The 14,874-nt window shown below is 72.4% G+C and carries 12 protein-coding genes, 1 tRNA gene and 1 pseudogene; 7 read left to right on the top strand and 7 right to left on the bottom strand.

Annotation, left to right across the window (positions count from 1 at the left end):
* Positions 1-1,186, top strand: a 1,186-nt coding sequence (locus ACSW7Y_RS10425; RefSeq protein WP_438126219.1) for a hypothetical protein, incomplete at its 5' end; no start/stop codon positions are given.
* Positions 1,187-1,232: 46 nt separating this feature from the next.
* Here the strand turns inward: ACSW7Y_RS10425 and ACSW7Y_RS10430 are convergent.
* The 5 genes from ACSW7Y_RS10430 to galU all read right to left on the bottom strand — a co-directional run bounded on the left by ACSW7Y_RS10430 (position 1,233) and on the right by galU (position 5,428).
* The gene (locus tag ACSW7Y_RS10430; RefSeq protein ID WP_438126220.1) at positions 1,233-2,276 is read right to left on the bottom strand and encodes an amidase domain-containing protein; all 1,044 of its coding nucleotides are present in this window, start codon (positions 2,274-2,276) and stop codon (positions 1,233-1,235) included.
* A 106-nt stretch (positions 2,277-2,382) separates the two neighbouring features.
* Positions 2,383-2,458 (bottom strand) — tRNA-Ala (locus ACSW7Y_RS10435).
* 78 nt (positions 2,459-2,536) lie between these two features.
* Positions 2,537-3,661, bottom strand: coding sequence for a hypothetical protein (locus ACSW7Y_RS10440; RefSeq protein ID WP_438126221.1), 1,125 nt, complete (start codon positions 3,659-3,661; stop codon positions 2,537-2,539).
* A 147-nt stretch (positions 3,662-3,808) separates the two neighbouring features.
* A complete protein-coding gene (locus ACSW7Y_RS10445) occupies positions 3,809-4,468 on the bottom strand; it encodes a GNAT family N-acetyltransferase (protein ID WP_438126222.1) in 660 nt (219 codons plus the stop codon).
* Between the two features lie 69 nt (positions 4,469-4,537).
* A complete protein-coding gene (gene galU / locus ACSW7Y_RS10450) occupies positions 4,538-5,428 on the bottom strand; it encodes a UTP--glucose-1-phosphate uridylyltransferase GalU (protein ID WP_031273395.1) in 891 nt (296 codons plus the stop codon).
* A gap of 114 nt (positions 5,429-5,542) precedes the next feature.
* On the opposite strand from galU, the gene ACSW7Y_RS10455 reads away from it, so the two are divergent.
* Genes ACSW7Y_RS10455 through mscL form a run of 3 tightly spaced genes read left to right on the top strand, consistent with a single transcriptional unit; the run spans position 5,543 to position 7,011 of the window.
* Entirely contained in the window at positions 5,543-6,127 is a 585-nt protein-coding gene (locus ACSW7Y_RS10455; RefSeq protein WP_438126223.1) for a 5-formyltetrahydrofolate cyclo-ligase, read from the top strand.
* A gap of 1 nt (position 6,128) precedes the next feature.
* Positions 6,129-6,455 (top strand): FmdB family zinc ribbon protein, encoded by a 327-nt coding sequence (locus ACSW7Y_RS10460; RefSeq protein ID WP_438126224.1) that lies wholly within the window; start codon positions 6,129-6,131, stop codon positions 6,453-6,455.
* A 55-nt stretch (positions 6,456-6,510) separates the two neighbouring features.
* On the top strand, positions 6,511-7,011 hold the full coding sequence (gene mscL / locus ACSW7Y_RS10465) for a large conductance mechanosensitive channel protein MscL (protein WP_438126225.1): 501 nt from the start codon (positions 6,511-6,513) through the stop codon (positions 7,009-7,011).
* 87 nt (positions 7,012-7,098) lie between these two features.
* Here the strand turns inward: mscL and ACSW7Y_RS10470 are convergent, their stop codons facing one another.
* Both ACSW7Y_RS10470 and ACSW7Y_RS10475 read right to left on the bottom strand, forming a co-directional pair.
* On the bottom strand, positions 7,099-7,686 hold the full coding sequence (locus ACSW7Y_RS10470; RefSeq protein ID WP_438126226.1) for a CDP-alcohol phosphatidyltransferase family protein: 588 nt from the start codon (positions 7,684-7,686) through the stop codon (positions 7,099-7,101).
* A 394-nt stretch (positions 7,687-8,080) separates the two neighbouring features.
* Complete coding sequence (locus tag ACSW7Y_RS10475) at positions 8,081-11,779, bottom strand: AAA family ATPase (RefSeq protein ID WP_438126229.1); 3,699 nt, start codon at positions 11,777-11,779, stop codon at positions 8,081-8,083.
* A 310-nt stretch (positions 11,780-12,089) separates the two neighbouring features.
* Between ACSW7Y_RS10475 and ACSW7Y_RS10480 the strand changes: the two genes are divergently transcribed.
* From ACSW7Y_RS10480 to ACSW7Y_RS10490, 3 genes and pseudogenes are all read left to right on the top strand, one after another.
* A complete protein-coding gene (locus ACSW7Y_RS10480; RefSeq protein WP_438126227.1) occupies positions 12,090-12,962 on the top strand; it encodes an HpcH/HpaI aldolase/citrate lyase family protein in 873 nt (290 codons plus the stop codon).
* A gap of 4 nt (positions 12,963-12,966) precedes the next feature.
* Positions 12,967-13,434, top strand: a pseudogene (locus tag ACSW7Y_RS10485) (DUF6264 family protein); the annotation flags it as partial.
* A gap of 127 nt (positions 13,435-13,561) precedes the next feature.
* A complete protein-coding gene (locus ACSW7Y_RS10490) occupies positions 13,562-14,809 on the top strand; it encodes an FAD-dependent oxidoreductase (RefSeq protein ID WP_438126228.1) in 1,248 nt (415 codons plus the stop codon).
* Positions 14,810-14,874 lie beyond the last annotated feature (65 nt).

Here is a 14,874-nt window from a genome sequence, read left to right on the forward strand (position 1 = left end):
GACCCGCGCCTCCCGGCTGGGTTCCGCCCTGGAGGCGCGCCACAGCGGGTGGTCCGCTCCCCTGGTCCTGTGGCTGGCGTCTCGGGCGTTCAGCACGCTGCTGCTCGGCACGCTCTACGCGGTGGCGACCGCGAGCGGCTGGCCGTTCGCGTCGTACCGACGCGACCCGTCGTTCTTCACGTTCTCCGGGTCGTGGGACGCGTCGTTCTACCGGATCATCGCCGAGCGGGGCTACCCGACGACCATCCCGGTCGACGACGCCGGGCACGTGCTGCCGAACGCGTGGGCGTTCCTGCCGGTGTTCCCGTGGCTCGCGCGGACGGTGATGCCCGTCGTGGGCGGGTCGTTCTGGGTCGCCGGTGTGCTCGTCGCGACCCTGGCCGGTGCCGGGGCCTGCGTCGTGCTGTACCGACTCGTGCGGGCGGTGCGCGACGACCGTGCGGCGCGCTGGGCGACCGCGCTCTTCGCCTTCGGGCCGACCGGGTTCCTGCTGCAGGTCGCCTACGCCGAGAGCCTGTTCCTGCTGCTGCTGTTCGCCGCGCTCCTCGCGCTCGTCCGCCGGCGGTACTGGTGGATCGCGCCGCTCGGGGTCGTCGCTGCGTTCACGAAGCCGGGCGTGCTCGCGCTGGCCGTGGCCCTCGCGGTGCACCTCGTCGTGCGGTGGGTGCAGGACCGCTCGGCGTTCCGGTGGCGAGAGCGCGTGGCCGTCGTGGTCACCGGGCTGCTCGTCGCGGCCGCGGGGCTCGCGTGGCCGGTGATCGCCTCCGCGGTGACCGGGCGGCCGGATGCGTACCTCGACACCGAGCTGTCGTGGTGGGTCGGGTTCGTCGGGCGACAGCACTTCGTGCCGCTCACGCCGTGGTTCACGATGGCGGGGACGTGGCTCGGGCCGGCGGGGATCGTCCTCGTGGTCGTCGTGCTGGCAGCGGCCGTGTGGTTCTGGTGCCGGCGGGACGTCCGGGCGGTGGGCACCGACGTGTGGTCGTTCACGGCCGCGTACGTGCTCTACCTCGTCGCGGTGTTCCTGCCGCAGCAGTCGCTGCCCCGGTTGCTCATGCCGACGGCGCCGCTGCTCGGGTCGGACGTGTTCGTCGGCACCCGGGGGCGGGCGGTGACGTGGCTCGTGGTCGGGATGGGCCTGCAGCCCGTGGCGGTCGTGCTCCTGTGGTTCCTCGGGTACCCGTAGGCGCGGGCGCAGCCCGGCGGGCGCGCGATGCCGGGCCGCGCCCGCGCTACGCGTCGAACGTGTGGAACCAGGCCTTGCCGCCGGGGTGCTGCACCGTGATCATCTCGTCGAGGTCGCGGTAGGGGCCGTCCTGGTTGTGGCTCGCCGACTTGATCCGCACGGTGCCGTCCGGCTCGGTGAAGACCTCGGACACGATCGTGGTGTGGTCGGGCGAGGCGTTGTCGTTCCAGTCGAAGAACACGATGTCGCCGACCTTGACCTTGTCCCGCTCGTCGATCGACCGCTTCGTCAGCCCGAACTCGGCCGCGTGCTCGCTCAGCCACGGGTCCATCGCCGGGCAGTACGTCCACGTGGGCGAGTGTGCTGCGCCGGCGTCGCGGTTGTACCAGTCGTCGCGCTGCTCCCACCCGCGGGCGATCAGGGTCTGGCTGACGTAGTTCGCGCAGTCCCCGCCGATCGGGTTCATCGTCCCGTACTCGGCGAGGTTGTAGTCCTTCCAGTACCGCATCGCGTACGCGAGCTGCCGGTCGGTCGCTGTCAGTGCCGCGTACGCCAGCGAGGTCGTCGCGACCGCAGCGGAGGTGTCGGGGGTCGGAGCTGCGGTGGCTGTCGGGGACGCGGTCGCGGTGCCCTGCGTCGCACCGGACTGGCCGTCGTTCGCGCTGCTGCCGTTGCCGTCGGAGGACTGGTTCGCCGACGGCGACGGCTCGATCGCCTCGGTGAAGAGTGCGACGTCTGCGTCCCCCGCGGTGTACATCGCCTGGTGCGGGGCCGTGAAGGTGACCTTCGTCGCGGTCGCCTCGACGTCGCGGGCGGCGATGCCGGCGACCGTGACGCCCTTGACGACGTCGAGTCCGGTCCCGTGGACGGTGACGGTGACGCCGCCCGCGAGCGGCACCTGCGCGGGCTCGAGCTTCGAGGCGGCCGGCTTCGCGGCGGACGGACCGGCCGTCGATCCGGATCCCGCCGCTCCGGGCTGCTGGGTCGCCGAGGTCTTCCCGCCGTCGGACGAGCACGCGGCGACCGCGAGACCCACACCGGCGACACCGGCGAGCGAGAACAGGGCGCGGCGTGTGTACGAGGCAGTCATGACCTCCCCAGGGTAGGCGACGCCCCCGACGGACAGCCCCAGCACTGCCGTGGAGAACTCCACGCAACGACGAAGGGCCACCCGATCGGGTGGCCCTTCGTGTACCTGGTGGAGCTAAGGGGATTCGAACCCCTGACCTTCTCATTGCGAACGAGACGCGCTACCAACTGCGCCATAGCCCCGAGGACTCGACAACCCTAGCACCACGGGCCGCGTGAACAGAAATCGACGACCCGTCTCCGGGCGCGCCGCAGGGTCGGTCAGACCGCGCGGCGTCGACGCATGATCGCGTCGAGGTCGGCCTGCTGGTAGACGTCCTCGTCGATGACGCCCATGCCGGCCCACCGGCTCGGAGGTGCGGACTCGACCGGTGCTGCCGCGGCGGGTTCGGCCGAAACCGAAACCGAAGCCGACTCCGGCTCCGTCTCCGTCCTCGCGGATGCGGGGGCGCGGAGGCCGAGCCGTTCGGCGAGCCGACCCTGGTCGTGCGAGGACAGCGACGCGGCCGCCTCCTCGACGTCGGGACGCAGGGGCGAGACGGTCGCGAGCGTCGGGTCGGCAGCACCCGCACGGATCGCCGCGGCCTCGGCGTCCGCTTCGGCCTTCGCCTCGGCGACGCGCTCCTTGAGGCGCGCAGCCAATTCGGCGGAGGACTCCGGCGCGGCCTTCGGCGCGACGGGCCGCTCGACGTACAGCGGCTTCGGCACGCGGTTCGGGGTCCAGCTCCTGTCGCGCGCGGGTTCGGCGGGTGCTTCCGTCGACAGGGGCGGCGCCGGGTCCGTCCACGCGGTGGTCGGCCGGGAGGCACGGGTCGCGTCCGACGCGGCGGCTGCGGCACGCGCCTTCCGCGCCTGCGCGACCTGGTGCAGCTGGGCGAGGACCGCGACGGAGCCGCCGGCGGCCACGAGCCCGGCGACCGCGATCAGCCAGAGCCCGGGTGCCGTGACGAGGACCACGACGGCGACGACGAGACCGATCGTGCCGAACAGGGTCGCACCGAGCCGGGAGCGACGCATCCGCATGGCCGTCAGGGCCGGGACGTTCGAGGCGCGCTCGAGCACGGGCGCCTGCTCCGCGAGCCGACGGGTGATCTCCCGCTGGCGGGCGGCTTCGTGCGCCCGGACGATCGCAGTGCGCTTGGCCTCCTCGGAGCGGGCGACGCGCTGCGCCTCGGCGAGGGACTTCGCGTTCATCTCGACGCGGACCTCTTCGGGCAGCTCGGCCGTCTGCGCGAGGATCCGGAGGGTCTGCTGGAGCCGGATCGCGTTCCGCTCGGTCGCGAGGTACTGACGCCGCGCGGCCCAGGACGGCACGAGGTAGACGATCCAGAGGACGGCTGCCAGGAGCAGCACGATGCCGCCGCCCCAGGAGCCGATACCTGCCATGCGCCAACGGTAGGGGCGCGGGAACGCACGATCCGTGATTGCCGGACGCGTGTTGCGCGTGTCGTGACGGAATCCGCCGGGGCCCAGCCGTGCCTCCAGGCCGGTACTGAGCCGCACGGCGCGGCGCGAGCCGGCGCGACGGACGCGTCAGAGACGGGGCGTGGTGGGGATCGGCAACGCCGCCTCGTCACGGGCGGACAGCGGCACGCTGCCGACGCCCGGCGGCACCCGACCCTGGACCCAGCGCTCGAGGACGCCCTCGCGGACCTCCTCGGCGACGAGGGCGAAGCAGAAGTGGTCGCGCCAGTCCCCGTTGATGTGGATGTACCGGCGGCGGAGCCCCTCGTACCGGAACCCGAGCTTCTCGACGACCCTGAGGCTCGGTGCGTTCTCCGGACGGATGCAGATCTCGATGCGGTGGACGCCGACCGACCGGAAGCAGTGGTCGACCGCCAGGGCGACCGAGATCGGGGTCACGTTGTGCCCGGCGGCGTCCTCGACGACCCAGTAGCCGATGGAGGCACTCGCGAGCGACCCGTAGGTGATGCCCGAGACGTTGAGCTGACCGACGAACCGGCCGTCGAGCTCCATCGCGAACGGGAGCCCGAGCCCCGCACGGGCGTTGGCCTGCAGCGCGCGGATGCTGCCGCGGACGTCGGTCGAGACGTGGCCGGAGGGGTTCGTGGCCTCCCAGGTCCGGAGCCAGCCGCGGTTCGACGCGAGCGCGACGTCGAGGTCACGGGTGTCACGGAGCCGGAGCGGCCGGATGGTGACCCGCCCGTGGGACAGGGTCGGGATCGTCGTCATCGCTGTGGTTCCTCCGGATGCGCCGAACGGGCCCGGGGAACCCCCCGGACCCGTTCGGCGACGGGTCGGCTATTCGCCCGCGTTGAACTCCTTGAGCCAGGACTTGAGGTCCGGCCCGAGGTCGTCGCGGTCCGAGGCGAGCTGCACGATCGCCTTGATGTAGTCGAGTTTGTCACCGGTGTCGTACCGACGTCCACGGAACACGACGCCGTACACGCCGCCTGTCCATTCCTCGGCGCCGGCCATCTTCATGAGGGCGTCGGTGAGCTGGATCTCGCCGCCCTTGCCCGGCTCCTGCTTCTCGAGGACGTCGAAGACCTCGGGGCGGATGACGTAGCGGCCGATGATGGCGAGGTTCGAGGGGGCTTCGCCCTGCGGGGGCTTCTCGACCAGGCCGGTGATCTTCACGACGTCGTCGGTGTCGGTCGGCTCGACCGTCGCGATGCCGTACATGTGGGTCTGCGACTCGGGGACCTCGAGGAGCGCGACGATCGTGGCGTTCTTCTGGCCCTGGACCTCGATCATGCGCTTGAGCAGCGGGTCGCGGGCGTCGATGATGTCGTCGCCGAGGAGGACCGCGAAGGGCTCCCGGCCGACGTGCATCTTCGCGCGGAGCACCGCGTGGCCGAGGCCGAGCGGGTCACCCTGGCGGACGTAGTGCATGTCCGCGAGGTCCGTCGACTGGTTGACCTTCTGCAGCTTCTCGTGGTCGCCCTTCTTCTTCAGGGTCTCCTCGAGCTCGGCGACGTGGTCGAAGTGGTTCTCGAGCGCGTTCTTGTTGCGGCCCGTGATCATCAGGACGTCGGTGAGCCCGGCGTCGACCGCCTCCTCCACCACGTACTGGATGGCCGGCTTGTCGACGACCGGGAGCATCTCCTTCGGCATCGCCTTGGTGGCGGGGAGGAAGCGCGTGCCCAGGCCGGCGGCGGGGATCACGGCTTTCGAAATCTGGAAGCCCATGCCTGTGAACGTACCGGACCCCTCCTGGAGGGCACATGTCGTCGATGTGGAGGACACGGCTTCGCGCGGGCCGCGGCGGGAAGCCGCAAGAGCGGTCTCGGTAGACTCCCGGGCATGATCCCCGACCGAGGTGTCGAGAAGCGTGCGTTGCGGGCCGAGCTCCGGCAGCGGCGACGCACCAGGACCACCACCGAACGCGACGCGGACGCGGCTGCGCTGACCGAGACCCTGCAGCGGTTCGTCGAGGAGCGCCAGGTCGAATCGCTCGCGCTGTACCTCTCCGCGCCGGACGAACCCGACGTCCGGCCGTTCCTCGACTGGGCGCACGCGCGCGGCATCCGTGTCCTGCTGCCGATCACCCGCGAGGACGGTCTGCTCGACTGGGCGGTCGGCGACGGCGTGTCCGAGCACGAGGGACTCTTCGGGATGCCCGAGGTGGTCGGCGAGGTCCTCTCCCCGCTCGCCCTCGGGGACGTCGACGCGATCCTCACCCCGGCCGCCGCGGTCGGGCACGACGGGGTCCGCATGGGCTGGGGCCGCGGGTACTACGACAAGACCCTCGGGTCCATGGCGAACCGTCCACCCGTCTATGCTGTGATCTTCGACGCGGAGTACCTCGACGAGGTCCCGCGCGAGGCCCACGACGAACCCGTCGACGGCATCATCACGCCGTCGCGCATCATCACCTTCCGGAGCTAGCGTGCCCACCTACTCGTACCGGTGCACCGAGTGCGACAACGCCTTCGACGTCAAGCAGTCCTTCTCGGACGCCACCCTGACCGAGTGCCCGGTCTGCGGCGGTGCGCTGCGGAAGGTGTTCTCGCCCGTGGGTGTGACGTTCAACGGGGGCGGGTTCTACCGGACGGACTCGCGGGCGAAGCCGGCCGGCGGCGGTGCGTCGTCGGACGGCGGCTCGTCGTCGGGCATCGGCTCGTCGTCGGGCAGCGGCTCGTCGTCGGGCGCTCCCGCCAAGTCGGAGCCGAAGAAGACCGAGTCGAAGAAGCCGGCCGCGCCCAGCGCCTCCTGACCTGCGGGCGGGCGCCTCGGTACGGTGGGGGCTCCTCGACCGGAAGGAGGCCCGCGTGAAGGGCTTCAAGGAGTTCCTGCTCCGCGGCAACGTCATCGACCTGGCCGTCGCCGTCGTCATCGGTGCGGCGTTCACCGCGATCGTGACGGCGATCGTGAACGCCGTCATCAACCCTGCGATCGGGGCGGTGTTCAACGCGAAGAGCCTCGACAAGGCGCTGCCGGTCGTCATCCCGACGGTGTCGAACGGTCACGCGACCATGTACTTCGGCGCGGTGATCGGCGCTGCGCTCAACTTCGTCATCGTCGCCGCGGTCGTGTACTTCGCGCTCGTGCTGCCGGTGAACCACCTCAAGAAGGTGGCGTTCGAGCGCGTGCAGAAGAACCAGGAGCAGACACCGCAGGACGTCCCGCCGACCGACGTCGAGGTGCTGCTCGAGATCCGCGACCTGCTCCGCTCCCAGAACGGCACCGCGCTGCCGGCGGGTGGCGGTGCCCACGTGGCGCCGTCGAACGCTCCCGAGGGCCCGGGCATCGGCGGCTCGACGAAGCTCTAGCGTTCGCGCCCCCTGACGGACAACGCGCCCCGGTGCACCGGGGCGCGTTGTCCGTCAGGGGGCGCCAGCGTCGCTCGAGGAAGCGACTCAGGCCGCGACAGTCACCGCGCGGCGCTTGCGGACCATCGCGACGGCGTACTGCGCGCCCGCGAGCACGTGCCCGGCGGTGCCGAGGTACACGAACACGAGGGCGACGATCCGCACCCAGGGCGCATTCTCGTCCACGGTGTGCACGGCCGAGAAGAGCAGCACCGGCAGGCCGACGAACAGCAGTGCCGAGCGGATCTTGCCCGTCCAGGTGACGTCGAGGTCGGGGTTGCCGTGGAACAGCACACTCGACAGCACGGCGAGCACCAGGTCGACCGCGACGACGACGATGACGACGAACAGCGGGAGCAGCCCGGTCAGCACGAGCGAGAGCACGATGGCGATGATCGCGAGCCGGTCGGCGACGGGGTCGATGGCCTTGCCGAGCTTGGACCCCTGGTCGAAGCGGCGCGCGATGAAGCCGTCGGCCCAGTCGCTGACGCCGATCACGACGAGCACGACCAGCGCCCACCCCGGGTGACCGGCGACGACGAGCCCCACGAACACCGGGATGAGCAGCAGGCGGACCAGCGAGATCAGGTTCGGCCAGGTCTGCCAGTCGGGGCGCTGCCGCGCGGTGTCAGTCATCGCAGGCCAGGCTACCCGCTACCAGTGGGGAGGCACGTCCCCCCGGAGCCGGACGTCGTTCTCGCCCTCGCGGTGGCGGGCCGGTTCCGGCGGCGCGGCCGGGTCGTAGCCCGGCACCGGGCGGGTGGTGACGCGCCTGCGCTGGCGGGGCGCGCCTCCCGGCCGACCCGTCGTGTCATCCGCAGGCGACACGACGTCATCCGCAGGAGGGACGCCGTCGGCCGCGGGGCGGACTGGAGGAACGGCTGCGGACGCGTCGTCGGCTCGCGTCCACGACCCCACCAGTTGGTCCGTCCCCGGCGTCACCGGACCGGCGGCGCGGGACGCGCGCCGGGACGGGCTCACCGGCGGGCGAGGCCCGTCGGGAGCACGCTGGGATCGAGATCTGACGTGTTCACCGGCGGGCCGGGATCGGGGGGATCGAGATCTCCTGGGTCGCCCCGCGGTCGACGCCGAGCACCGCGGCCACGGTGTTCGCGACGCGGTCCGGGTCGGAGAACAGCTGGAACGCGTGCACGCGCACGTAGTGCCACCCGAGCCGCCGGAGCACCTCGGGGCGGAGCCGGAGCGACTCGCGCAGCGACCCCTTCACGAGCGACGCGTCGGTCTCGATCGTGACGCAGACCCCGCCGTGCGCCGCGACGAGCCCGAGCTTGCCGCGGTGCCCGAGCGCGACCGGGATGCCGCGCATCTCGAGTCGGCGGGCGAGGTCGACGAGCAGTGGATCGGAGTCGTCCGGCACGTACTCGGCGCTCGTGCGGGCGCGGACCTCGGCGAGGATCTCCGCGAGCGCGACGGTGCCGTGGCCCATCCGCTCGGCCTCGATGTCCGACGGCTGGAAGCACGTGACGATGACCATCGAGCGGCGTGCCCGGGTCATCGCGACCGCGAGCAGGCGCTCCCCGCCGGGCTTGCCGAGGGGACCGAAGTCGCGGAGGACCCGGCCGTGCGGCGTGCGGCCGTAGCCGATCGAGAAGACCACGCGGTCGCGGCTCTGGGCGACGGACTGTTCGAGGGTGGCGACGATGAACGGCTCGGCGCGGTCACCGATGACGAACTCGGTGAGGTCCTTGTGCCCCTGCGCCGCGGTGAGCACCGCCTGCTCGACGCGGACCGCGTGCTTCGCGGAGGCCGTGATGACCATGAGCGACTCGGTCGGGCGGGTCCGGGCGTGCTCCATGACGAGCCGCACGACGCGGTCCACCTCGGCGTCGACGCTCTCGACCGCTCCGGAGTCGGGGTCCGGCACGGCCTTGCCGTCGCTGACGTAGTCGAGCGCGATCGACCCGTGACCGAGGAACGACCCGGCCCACGGCAGCGACTCGATGCGACCGCCGTAGAAGCGTCGGTTGACGAGCTCGGCGAGGTCCTCGCCGCCGGCCCGGTACGAGCGGGTGAGCGACAGCGTCGGCAGCAGCGTCGACAGCTTCGCGAGCGCGGAGTCGGCGTGGAAGGCGTCGAGGGTCTCCTCGTCGACCTGCAGCGCGCGGTGGTCGGGGTCGACGGCGATGCGGAACGGCGACGGCGTCTGCGTGACCGGGTCACCGAACACGACGGTCTGGCGCGCACGGCGGACGGCGCCGACGGTCTCGGCGATCGTGACGGCACCGGCGTCGACGAGGATCACGGTGTCGAACGGCATCGTGTCCGCGATCTCGGACACCTCGTACGGGCTCGCGAGCCACACGGGCGCGATCGACCGGGACAGGTGCGGTGCCGAGTCCTGCAGCAGACGTGACGTGATCGCCCCGTCCTTGAGCTGCGTCTTCAGCGCCGTGGCCTCGTCCGGCCAGTCGACGAGCCCGACCTTCCAGTTCTCGGCGAGCTGCCACGCGAGGCCCTGGGACACCCCGGCCGCGTGGGCGTCGTCGACGAGCCGGAAGTCGGCCTCGACCCGGTCGAGCATGTCGGTGTTCGCGCCGAGGAGCGCCCGGTCGGACTCGAGCATCGACTCGAGGGCGGACTGCCACCACGCGAGCTCGAGCTCGGCGGGGACCTGGGTGTCCGGGACGTGCCGGTTCGCGAGATCGGTGATGAGCGGCTCGAGCTCCAGGTCGCGGAGGGTCTGCATGAGCTCCGTGCGCTCCTGCAGGTTGTGCAGGACGTCGGAGTCCTCGGCGAGCCGGGCGATCGTCGGCACGAGCTGGTCGACGGGCAGGTTCGCGAGCTGGTCCTCGCGTGCGGTGCGGCCCAGCGGCTCGTCGAGGCGCGCGAGGTCCTCGACGACGTTCGAGAACAGCACCTGGACGTCGGCGATGCCCGTGGGCACCTCGGGGTTCACGCCGGCGGCGACGTACCGCTGCCAGAGCACGCGCTGCTGCTGCACGCGGGTCAGCGCCTCGTGGAGGTCGGACACGTGCACGCCGGGGCGGACGTACTCGCGGGCGAGCTTCTTCAGCCGACGGCGGTTCGTCGACGACATCGGGGCGCCCTCCCCGCGCGGCGCGGTCGCGGCGACGAGCTCGGACACCGACCGGTCGAAGACCACGGGCAGGAAGCGGTCGAGCGTGTCGCGGATCTCGGTGAGCAGGCGCAGGTAGATGCCGAGCTCGTTGATCGTCGTGAACTGCCGCATGTGGGTGGTCGCGACGAGGTCGTGCGCGCGGCGGAGCAGCGTGGGCAGCCCGTCGGCGTCGAGGTCCTTCGCGGTCTTGTGCGCCCGCTGCGCCCCGTCGCTCGAGGAGAACTTCGCGCCGTACCAGGGCGAGTCGTCCGGGCCGTAGCGGAACTCGCCGAGGTTGGCCGCGCTGACCATGGTCTCGGCGACACGGGAGCGCCCCTCGACCATGGACGCGACCGACGACTGCGACAGCCGTGCGGTCGTCGACGGCGGGACGGGCAGCAGCGAGAGCCGGGAGAGCTCGACGAGGCAGTCGAGCACGGAGACGCCGAACGACGGGTCCACGCGCGTCAGGGCACCGCGGTAGTCGATGAGCACCTTCCGGAGCCGGACGAGCGCGTCGTCGACCTCGCGGAGGTTCGGGCGCTTGGCCTTCTCGTTGCGGGCGATCGCGCGGACGACGTCGCGGCGGAGCGTGGACGGCGTGACCGCGACCCCGGGCAGGTGCACCTCGCCGAAGCGGGCCGCGATGCCACGGAGCGTCGCGCGGCGGGGACTCACCACGAGGACGCGCTTGTTCGCGGCGACCAGGCCGCCGAGCGCGTTCACGATCGTCTGCGTGCCACCCGTGCCGGGCAGGGTCTTCACCACGATCGAGTTGCCGGCCGTGATCTGCGCGATCACGTTCTCCTGCTCGTCGTCGGCGTCGAGGAGCAGCGTGTCGGTCTCGGGGCTGCGCTCGTCGGACGGCGTCTGCTCGACCGGACGGTAGGACTGCTCGACCTGCCACTTGGCGCTCGGGTTGCCGGCGAGGGCGTCGAGCACGGGGTGCGACAGGTCGCCGGTGTCCTCGACCATGCCGGTCGCGACCTCGGCGAAGGTCGACACCACGAGGCGTGCGTGCACCGAGAAGCCGGGGATGTGCGCGGTGAGGCCGCGGAGCCGGTCGATCACGGGGTTCGGGGTGAAGGAGCCGTCCTGCTGCGCGAGCGCGACGAACGACTGCGCGTCGAGGATCACGCCGTACTGCTCGTGCAGGGCATCGGCGAGGCCCGGGTTGAGCACGGGCTCGCCGAGCAGGCGCACCTCGAAGTCGCGGCCGTGGCGTCGGATCGCGAGCGGACGCAGCAGCACCGGTCCGCGGAAGTGCTCGTCGCCGTGCTTCCAGTCGGCCATGCCGATGCCGAGCTTCACCGCGTCGATGCCGCGCACCGTCGCGAGCTCGGTGCCCTTGGCCTCGACGTGCGCCGCGGCGATGCGGGCAGCACGGAGCGCAACGTCGTCACGGATGAGGCTCGACAGCAGCGTCGTCTTGCCGGTGATGAACTGCGCGAGGCCGCCCGGGTGGGTCGTGGAGAGCTCGATGCGGGCACGCGGGTGGTCGGAGAACCGCGTGAGCGGGCTCGTGCCGCCGACGCCCGTGAGCTGCTTCCGCCACGCGTCCCACGCGGGCTCCGCCGCGTTGCCGGCCTGGAGGCGCGGATCGCCCAGGCTGATCGCCTGCGGACTCGTCAGCTGCTGCTCCGGCCGCAGGGTGCGGTCCGTCTCGTCGGCCGGGTCCGGACCACGGTCGGCTCCGCTGGACGGGCGCTGCCCGACCGGGGCCTGCGCCGCGGTCGTGCCCGTCTCGTGGTCCTGCTGTCCGTTCCGGGGGCGCGCGTCGGCACCCTCGACGGGGACGTCGTCGTTCACGTCGTCCTCACCGTCGGTCACCCTGTCCGCTCGCCACACATCGGACACTGTAGGCGGAACCGGACCCGTGCTCCTGCAATGAACCGGAGGTTTCCGGATTCGTCGCCCGTGACACGCGGCCTGGAGGTCACGGTGTGGTACCAACGTGGACATGGCCATCGACGACCGAACCGCTCCGCCCGCCCCGATCCCGTCCCGTCGACGGGCGGTCGCGCCGGACATTTCACGGTCGTGGCTCCTCGTGTCCGGCAACCACGCCGACCGGTTCGACCGGGCGCAGCGATCCCGCGCCGACCAGATCATCCTCGACATCGAGGACGCCGTCGACCCCGCCGCGAAGCCCGCCGCCCGCTCGACCGTGGCCGCCTGGCTGGCCGGGGGCGGCGAGGCCTGGGTCCGGATCAACGACGTCACCACCGACTTCTGGGCCGACGACGTCGAGGAGCTCCGGGGCCTGCCCGGGCTGCAGGGCGTCATGCTCGCGAAGACCGAGTCCCCGGCGCAGGTGACCGACACGTGGCACCGGCTCGGCGGCCAGATCCCGGTGATCGCACTCGTCGAGTCGGCGCTCGGCATCGAGGAGGCGACGTCCATCGCGCGCGCCCAGGGTGCGTTCCGCCTGGCGTTCGGGTCGGGCGACTACCGGCGCGACACCGGGACCAGCGCCGACACGCTCGCGATGGCGTACCCGCGGTCGCGGCTCGTCGTGGCCTCGCGGGTCGGCGGGCTGCCGGGGCCGATCGACGGCCCCACGGTGGGCTCGGCGCACGCCATCCTCCGCGAGCAGTCGCAGATCGCGGTGTCGCTCGGGCTCACCGGCAAGCTCTGCCTCGACACCGAGCAGCTCCCCGTCATCAACGAGGTGATCTCGCCGACACCGACCGACGTCGCGTGGGCCCAGGACTTCCTCGACGACTTCGAGGCCCGCGGCCGCGTCATCCGCGACGGGTCGGACCTGCCGCGCCTCGGCCGGGCGCAGAAGATCCAGAAGCTCGCCCAGGCGTTCGGCGTGGAGGCACGGTAGGACTGGTGCCATGACCTGGTCGAACGTGCCCGGCGGGCAGCCCTCCCCCTCTTCCGGTGACGAGCAGCGTGCCGCGGCGTGGGAGCGCGGCGGTACGACGCTGTTCCCGGCCGGACGGGTCGCGGACCGCGTGTCGACGATCCTGCTCCTCGCGTTCGGCGCGGTGATGACCGTCGTCACGGCGGTCGTCGGCATCATCGCGGTGATCTCCGCCACCGCGACCTGCGACGCTGCCGCGGGCTGCTCCCCCGGCGGGTACATCGGCGGTACCGCGATCGCGGTCGGCGGGGCGTTCGTCATCGGCGTCGTGACCGTCGTCCTCGCGATCGGGGCGTGGCTGCGCCGCCGGACCTCGTGGTGGATCGCGGCCGTGGGCTTCGTCCTCGCGGTGGCGTGCATCACGTGGGGCGGCGTCGTCTTCGCGCAGGCGGCCGACCGCGGAACGACGTCGTCGTCGGTCGGCACCGCCTGACGGTCCCCCCGGTCCGTCGCGGACGCACCGCCGCCGATCGGCACCGTCCGACGGGCTGAGCGCTGCGTCCTGGACGCGCCCCGAGCCTCCAGGCCGTCGCCCGCGGGACGGGCGTACCGTCCCCACCATGGTGACCACACGGCGGACCACGGTGGCGGTGGTGGGAGGCGGCCCGGCCGGCGTCGTCCTCGGCCTGCTGCTGGCGCGCGCGGGCATCGCCGTCGAGGTCGTCGAACGACACGACGACTTCAACCGCGACTTCCGCGGCGACACCGTGCACGCCTCGACCATCCGGCTCCTCGACGAGCTCGGCCTCGGCGACGCCTTCCGGGCACTCCCGCAGACGCGTCTCGACGACTTCTCCCTGCCGATGCCCGACGGCTCCCGGCTGCTGCTCGGCGACTTCTCGCGCCTCGCGCCGCCGTACGACCACGTCGCCATGGTGCCGCAGTGGGACCTCCTCGACCTGCTCGTCACCGCTGCCCGCACGGAGCCGACCTTCACGATCACGATGGGGACGGCCGCGACCGGGGTGATCGTGGAGAACGGGGTGGTCACGGGCGTGCACCTCGCCCCGCGCAGCGGCCTCGGCGAGCGCACCGAGCTGCGAGCGGACGTGGTGGTGGCGTGCGACGGCCGCGGCTCGACGGTCCGGGAGGCCGCAGGGTTCCGACCGGTGTCGTCGTCCGTGCCGTTCGACACGTGGTGGTTCCGACTCCCGCGGCTCGACGGCGACACCGCGACCGCCCTGGTGCCGGCGTTCTCGGACGGGGACGTCCTGCTCTCGTTCCCGCGGCCCGGGTACCACCAGGTCGCGTACTTCGCCGCGAAGGGGTCGGACGCGCGGCTGCGGGCCGAGGGCGTCGAGGCGTTCCGCGCCCGGGTCGCTCGCCTGCGGCCGGACTTCGCGGACCGGGTCGGGGCGATCGGTTCGATGGACGAGGTGCACGTGCTCGACGTCCGGATGGACCGGCTCCGGCGCTGGTGGCGGTCGGGCCTGCTCTGCATCGGCGACGCGGCGCACGCGATGTCCCCGGCGGGCGGGGTCGGCATCAACCTCGCCGTGCAGGACGCCGTGGCCACGGCGACCGTGCTGGCTCCGGCGCTCCTGGTGGGTCGTTCCGGAGCGGGCCTCGACCGGGAGCTCGCGCGGGTGCAGCGGCGTCGGACTCCGCCGATGCTCGTCGTCCAGGCGGCACAGTCGGTGCTGCACCGGGTGGTGTTCGAGCGGGCGTTCGCCGGTCGTCTCGCGGACGGTCCGCCGCTCCTGCCCGTGCTCCTCGCGCGGTACGTGCCGCCGGTGCGCGGGCTCTACGCACGCGGGGTGGCGTTCGGGCCGCTGCCGGAGCACGCGCCGGCGTGGGCGCGGCGGTGACCGCCGGGCGGGTGCCCTGACCCGCTGCAGAACGACGGCGCCGTCGTCGTACGACACCGGACGGG

It is taken from the genome of Curtobacterium flaccumfaciens (genome assembly GCF_051548005.1).
Lineage (GTDB): Bacteria > Actinomycetota > Actinomycetes > Actinomycetales > Microbacteriaceae > Curtobacterium.

Coding starts and splice junctions, on each gene's coding strand:
- ACSW7Y_RS10445 (WP_438126222.1), bottom strand. CDS start 4,468: ATGACGACGATCCCGACCCTGTCCCACGGGCGGGTCACCATCCGGCCG.
- ACSW7Y_RS10455 (WP_438126223.1), top strand. CDS start 5,543: ATGATCCCCGACCGAGGTGTCGAGAAGCGTGCGTTGCGGGCCGAGCTC.
- ACSW7Y_RS10430 (WP_438126220.1), bottom strand. CDS start 2,276: ATGACTGCCTCGTACACACGCCGCGCCCTGTTCTCGCTCGCCGGTGTC.
- ACSW7Y_RS10490 (WP_438126228.1), top strand. CDS start 13,562: ATGGTGACCACACGGCGGACCACGGTGGCGGTGGTGGGAGGCGGCCCG.
- ACSW7Y_RS10470 (WP_438126226.1), bottom strand. CDS start 7,686: ATGACTGACACCGCGCGGCAGCGCCCCGACTGGCAGACCTGGCCGAAC.
- ACSW7Y_RS10440 (WP_438126221.1), bottom strand. CDS start 3,661: ATGGCAGGTATCGGCTCCTGGGGCGGCGGCATCGTGCTGCTCCTGGCA.
- galU (WP_031273395.1), bottom strand. CDS start 5,428: ATGGGCTTCCAGATTTCGAAAGCCGTGATCCCCGCCGCCGGCCTGGGC.
- ACSW7Y_RS10480 (WP_438126227.1), top strand. CDS start 12,090: ATGGCCATCGACGACCGAACCGCTCCGCCCGCCCCGATCCCGTCCCGT.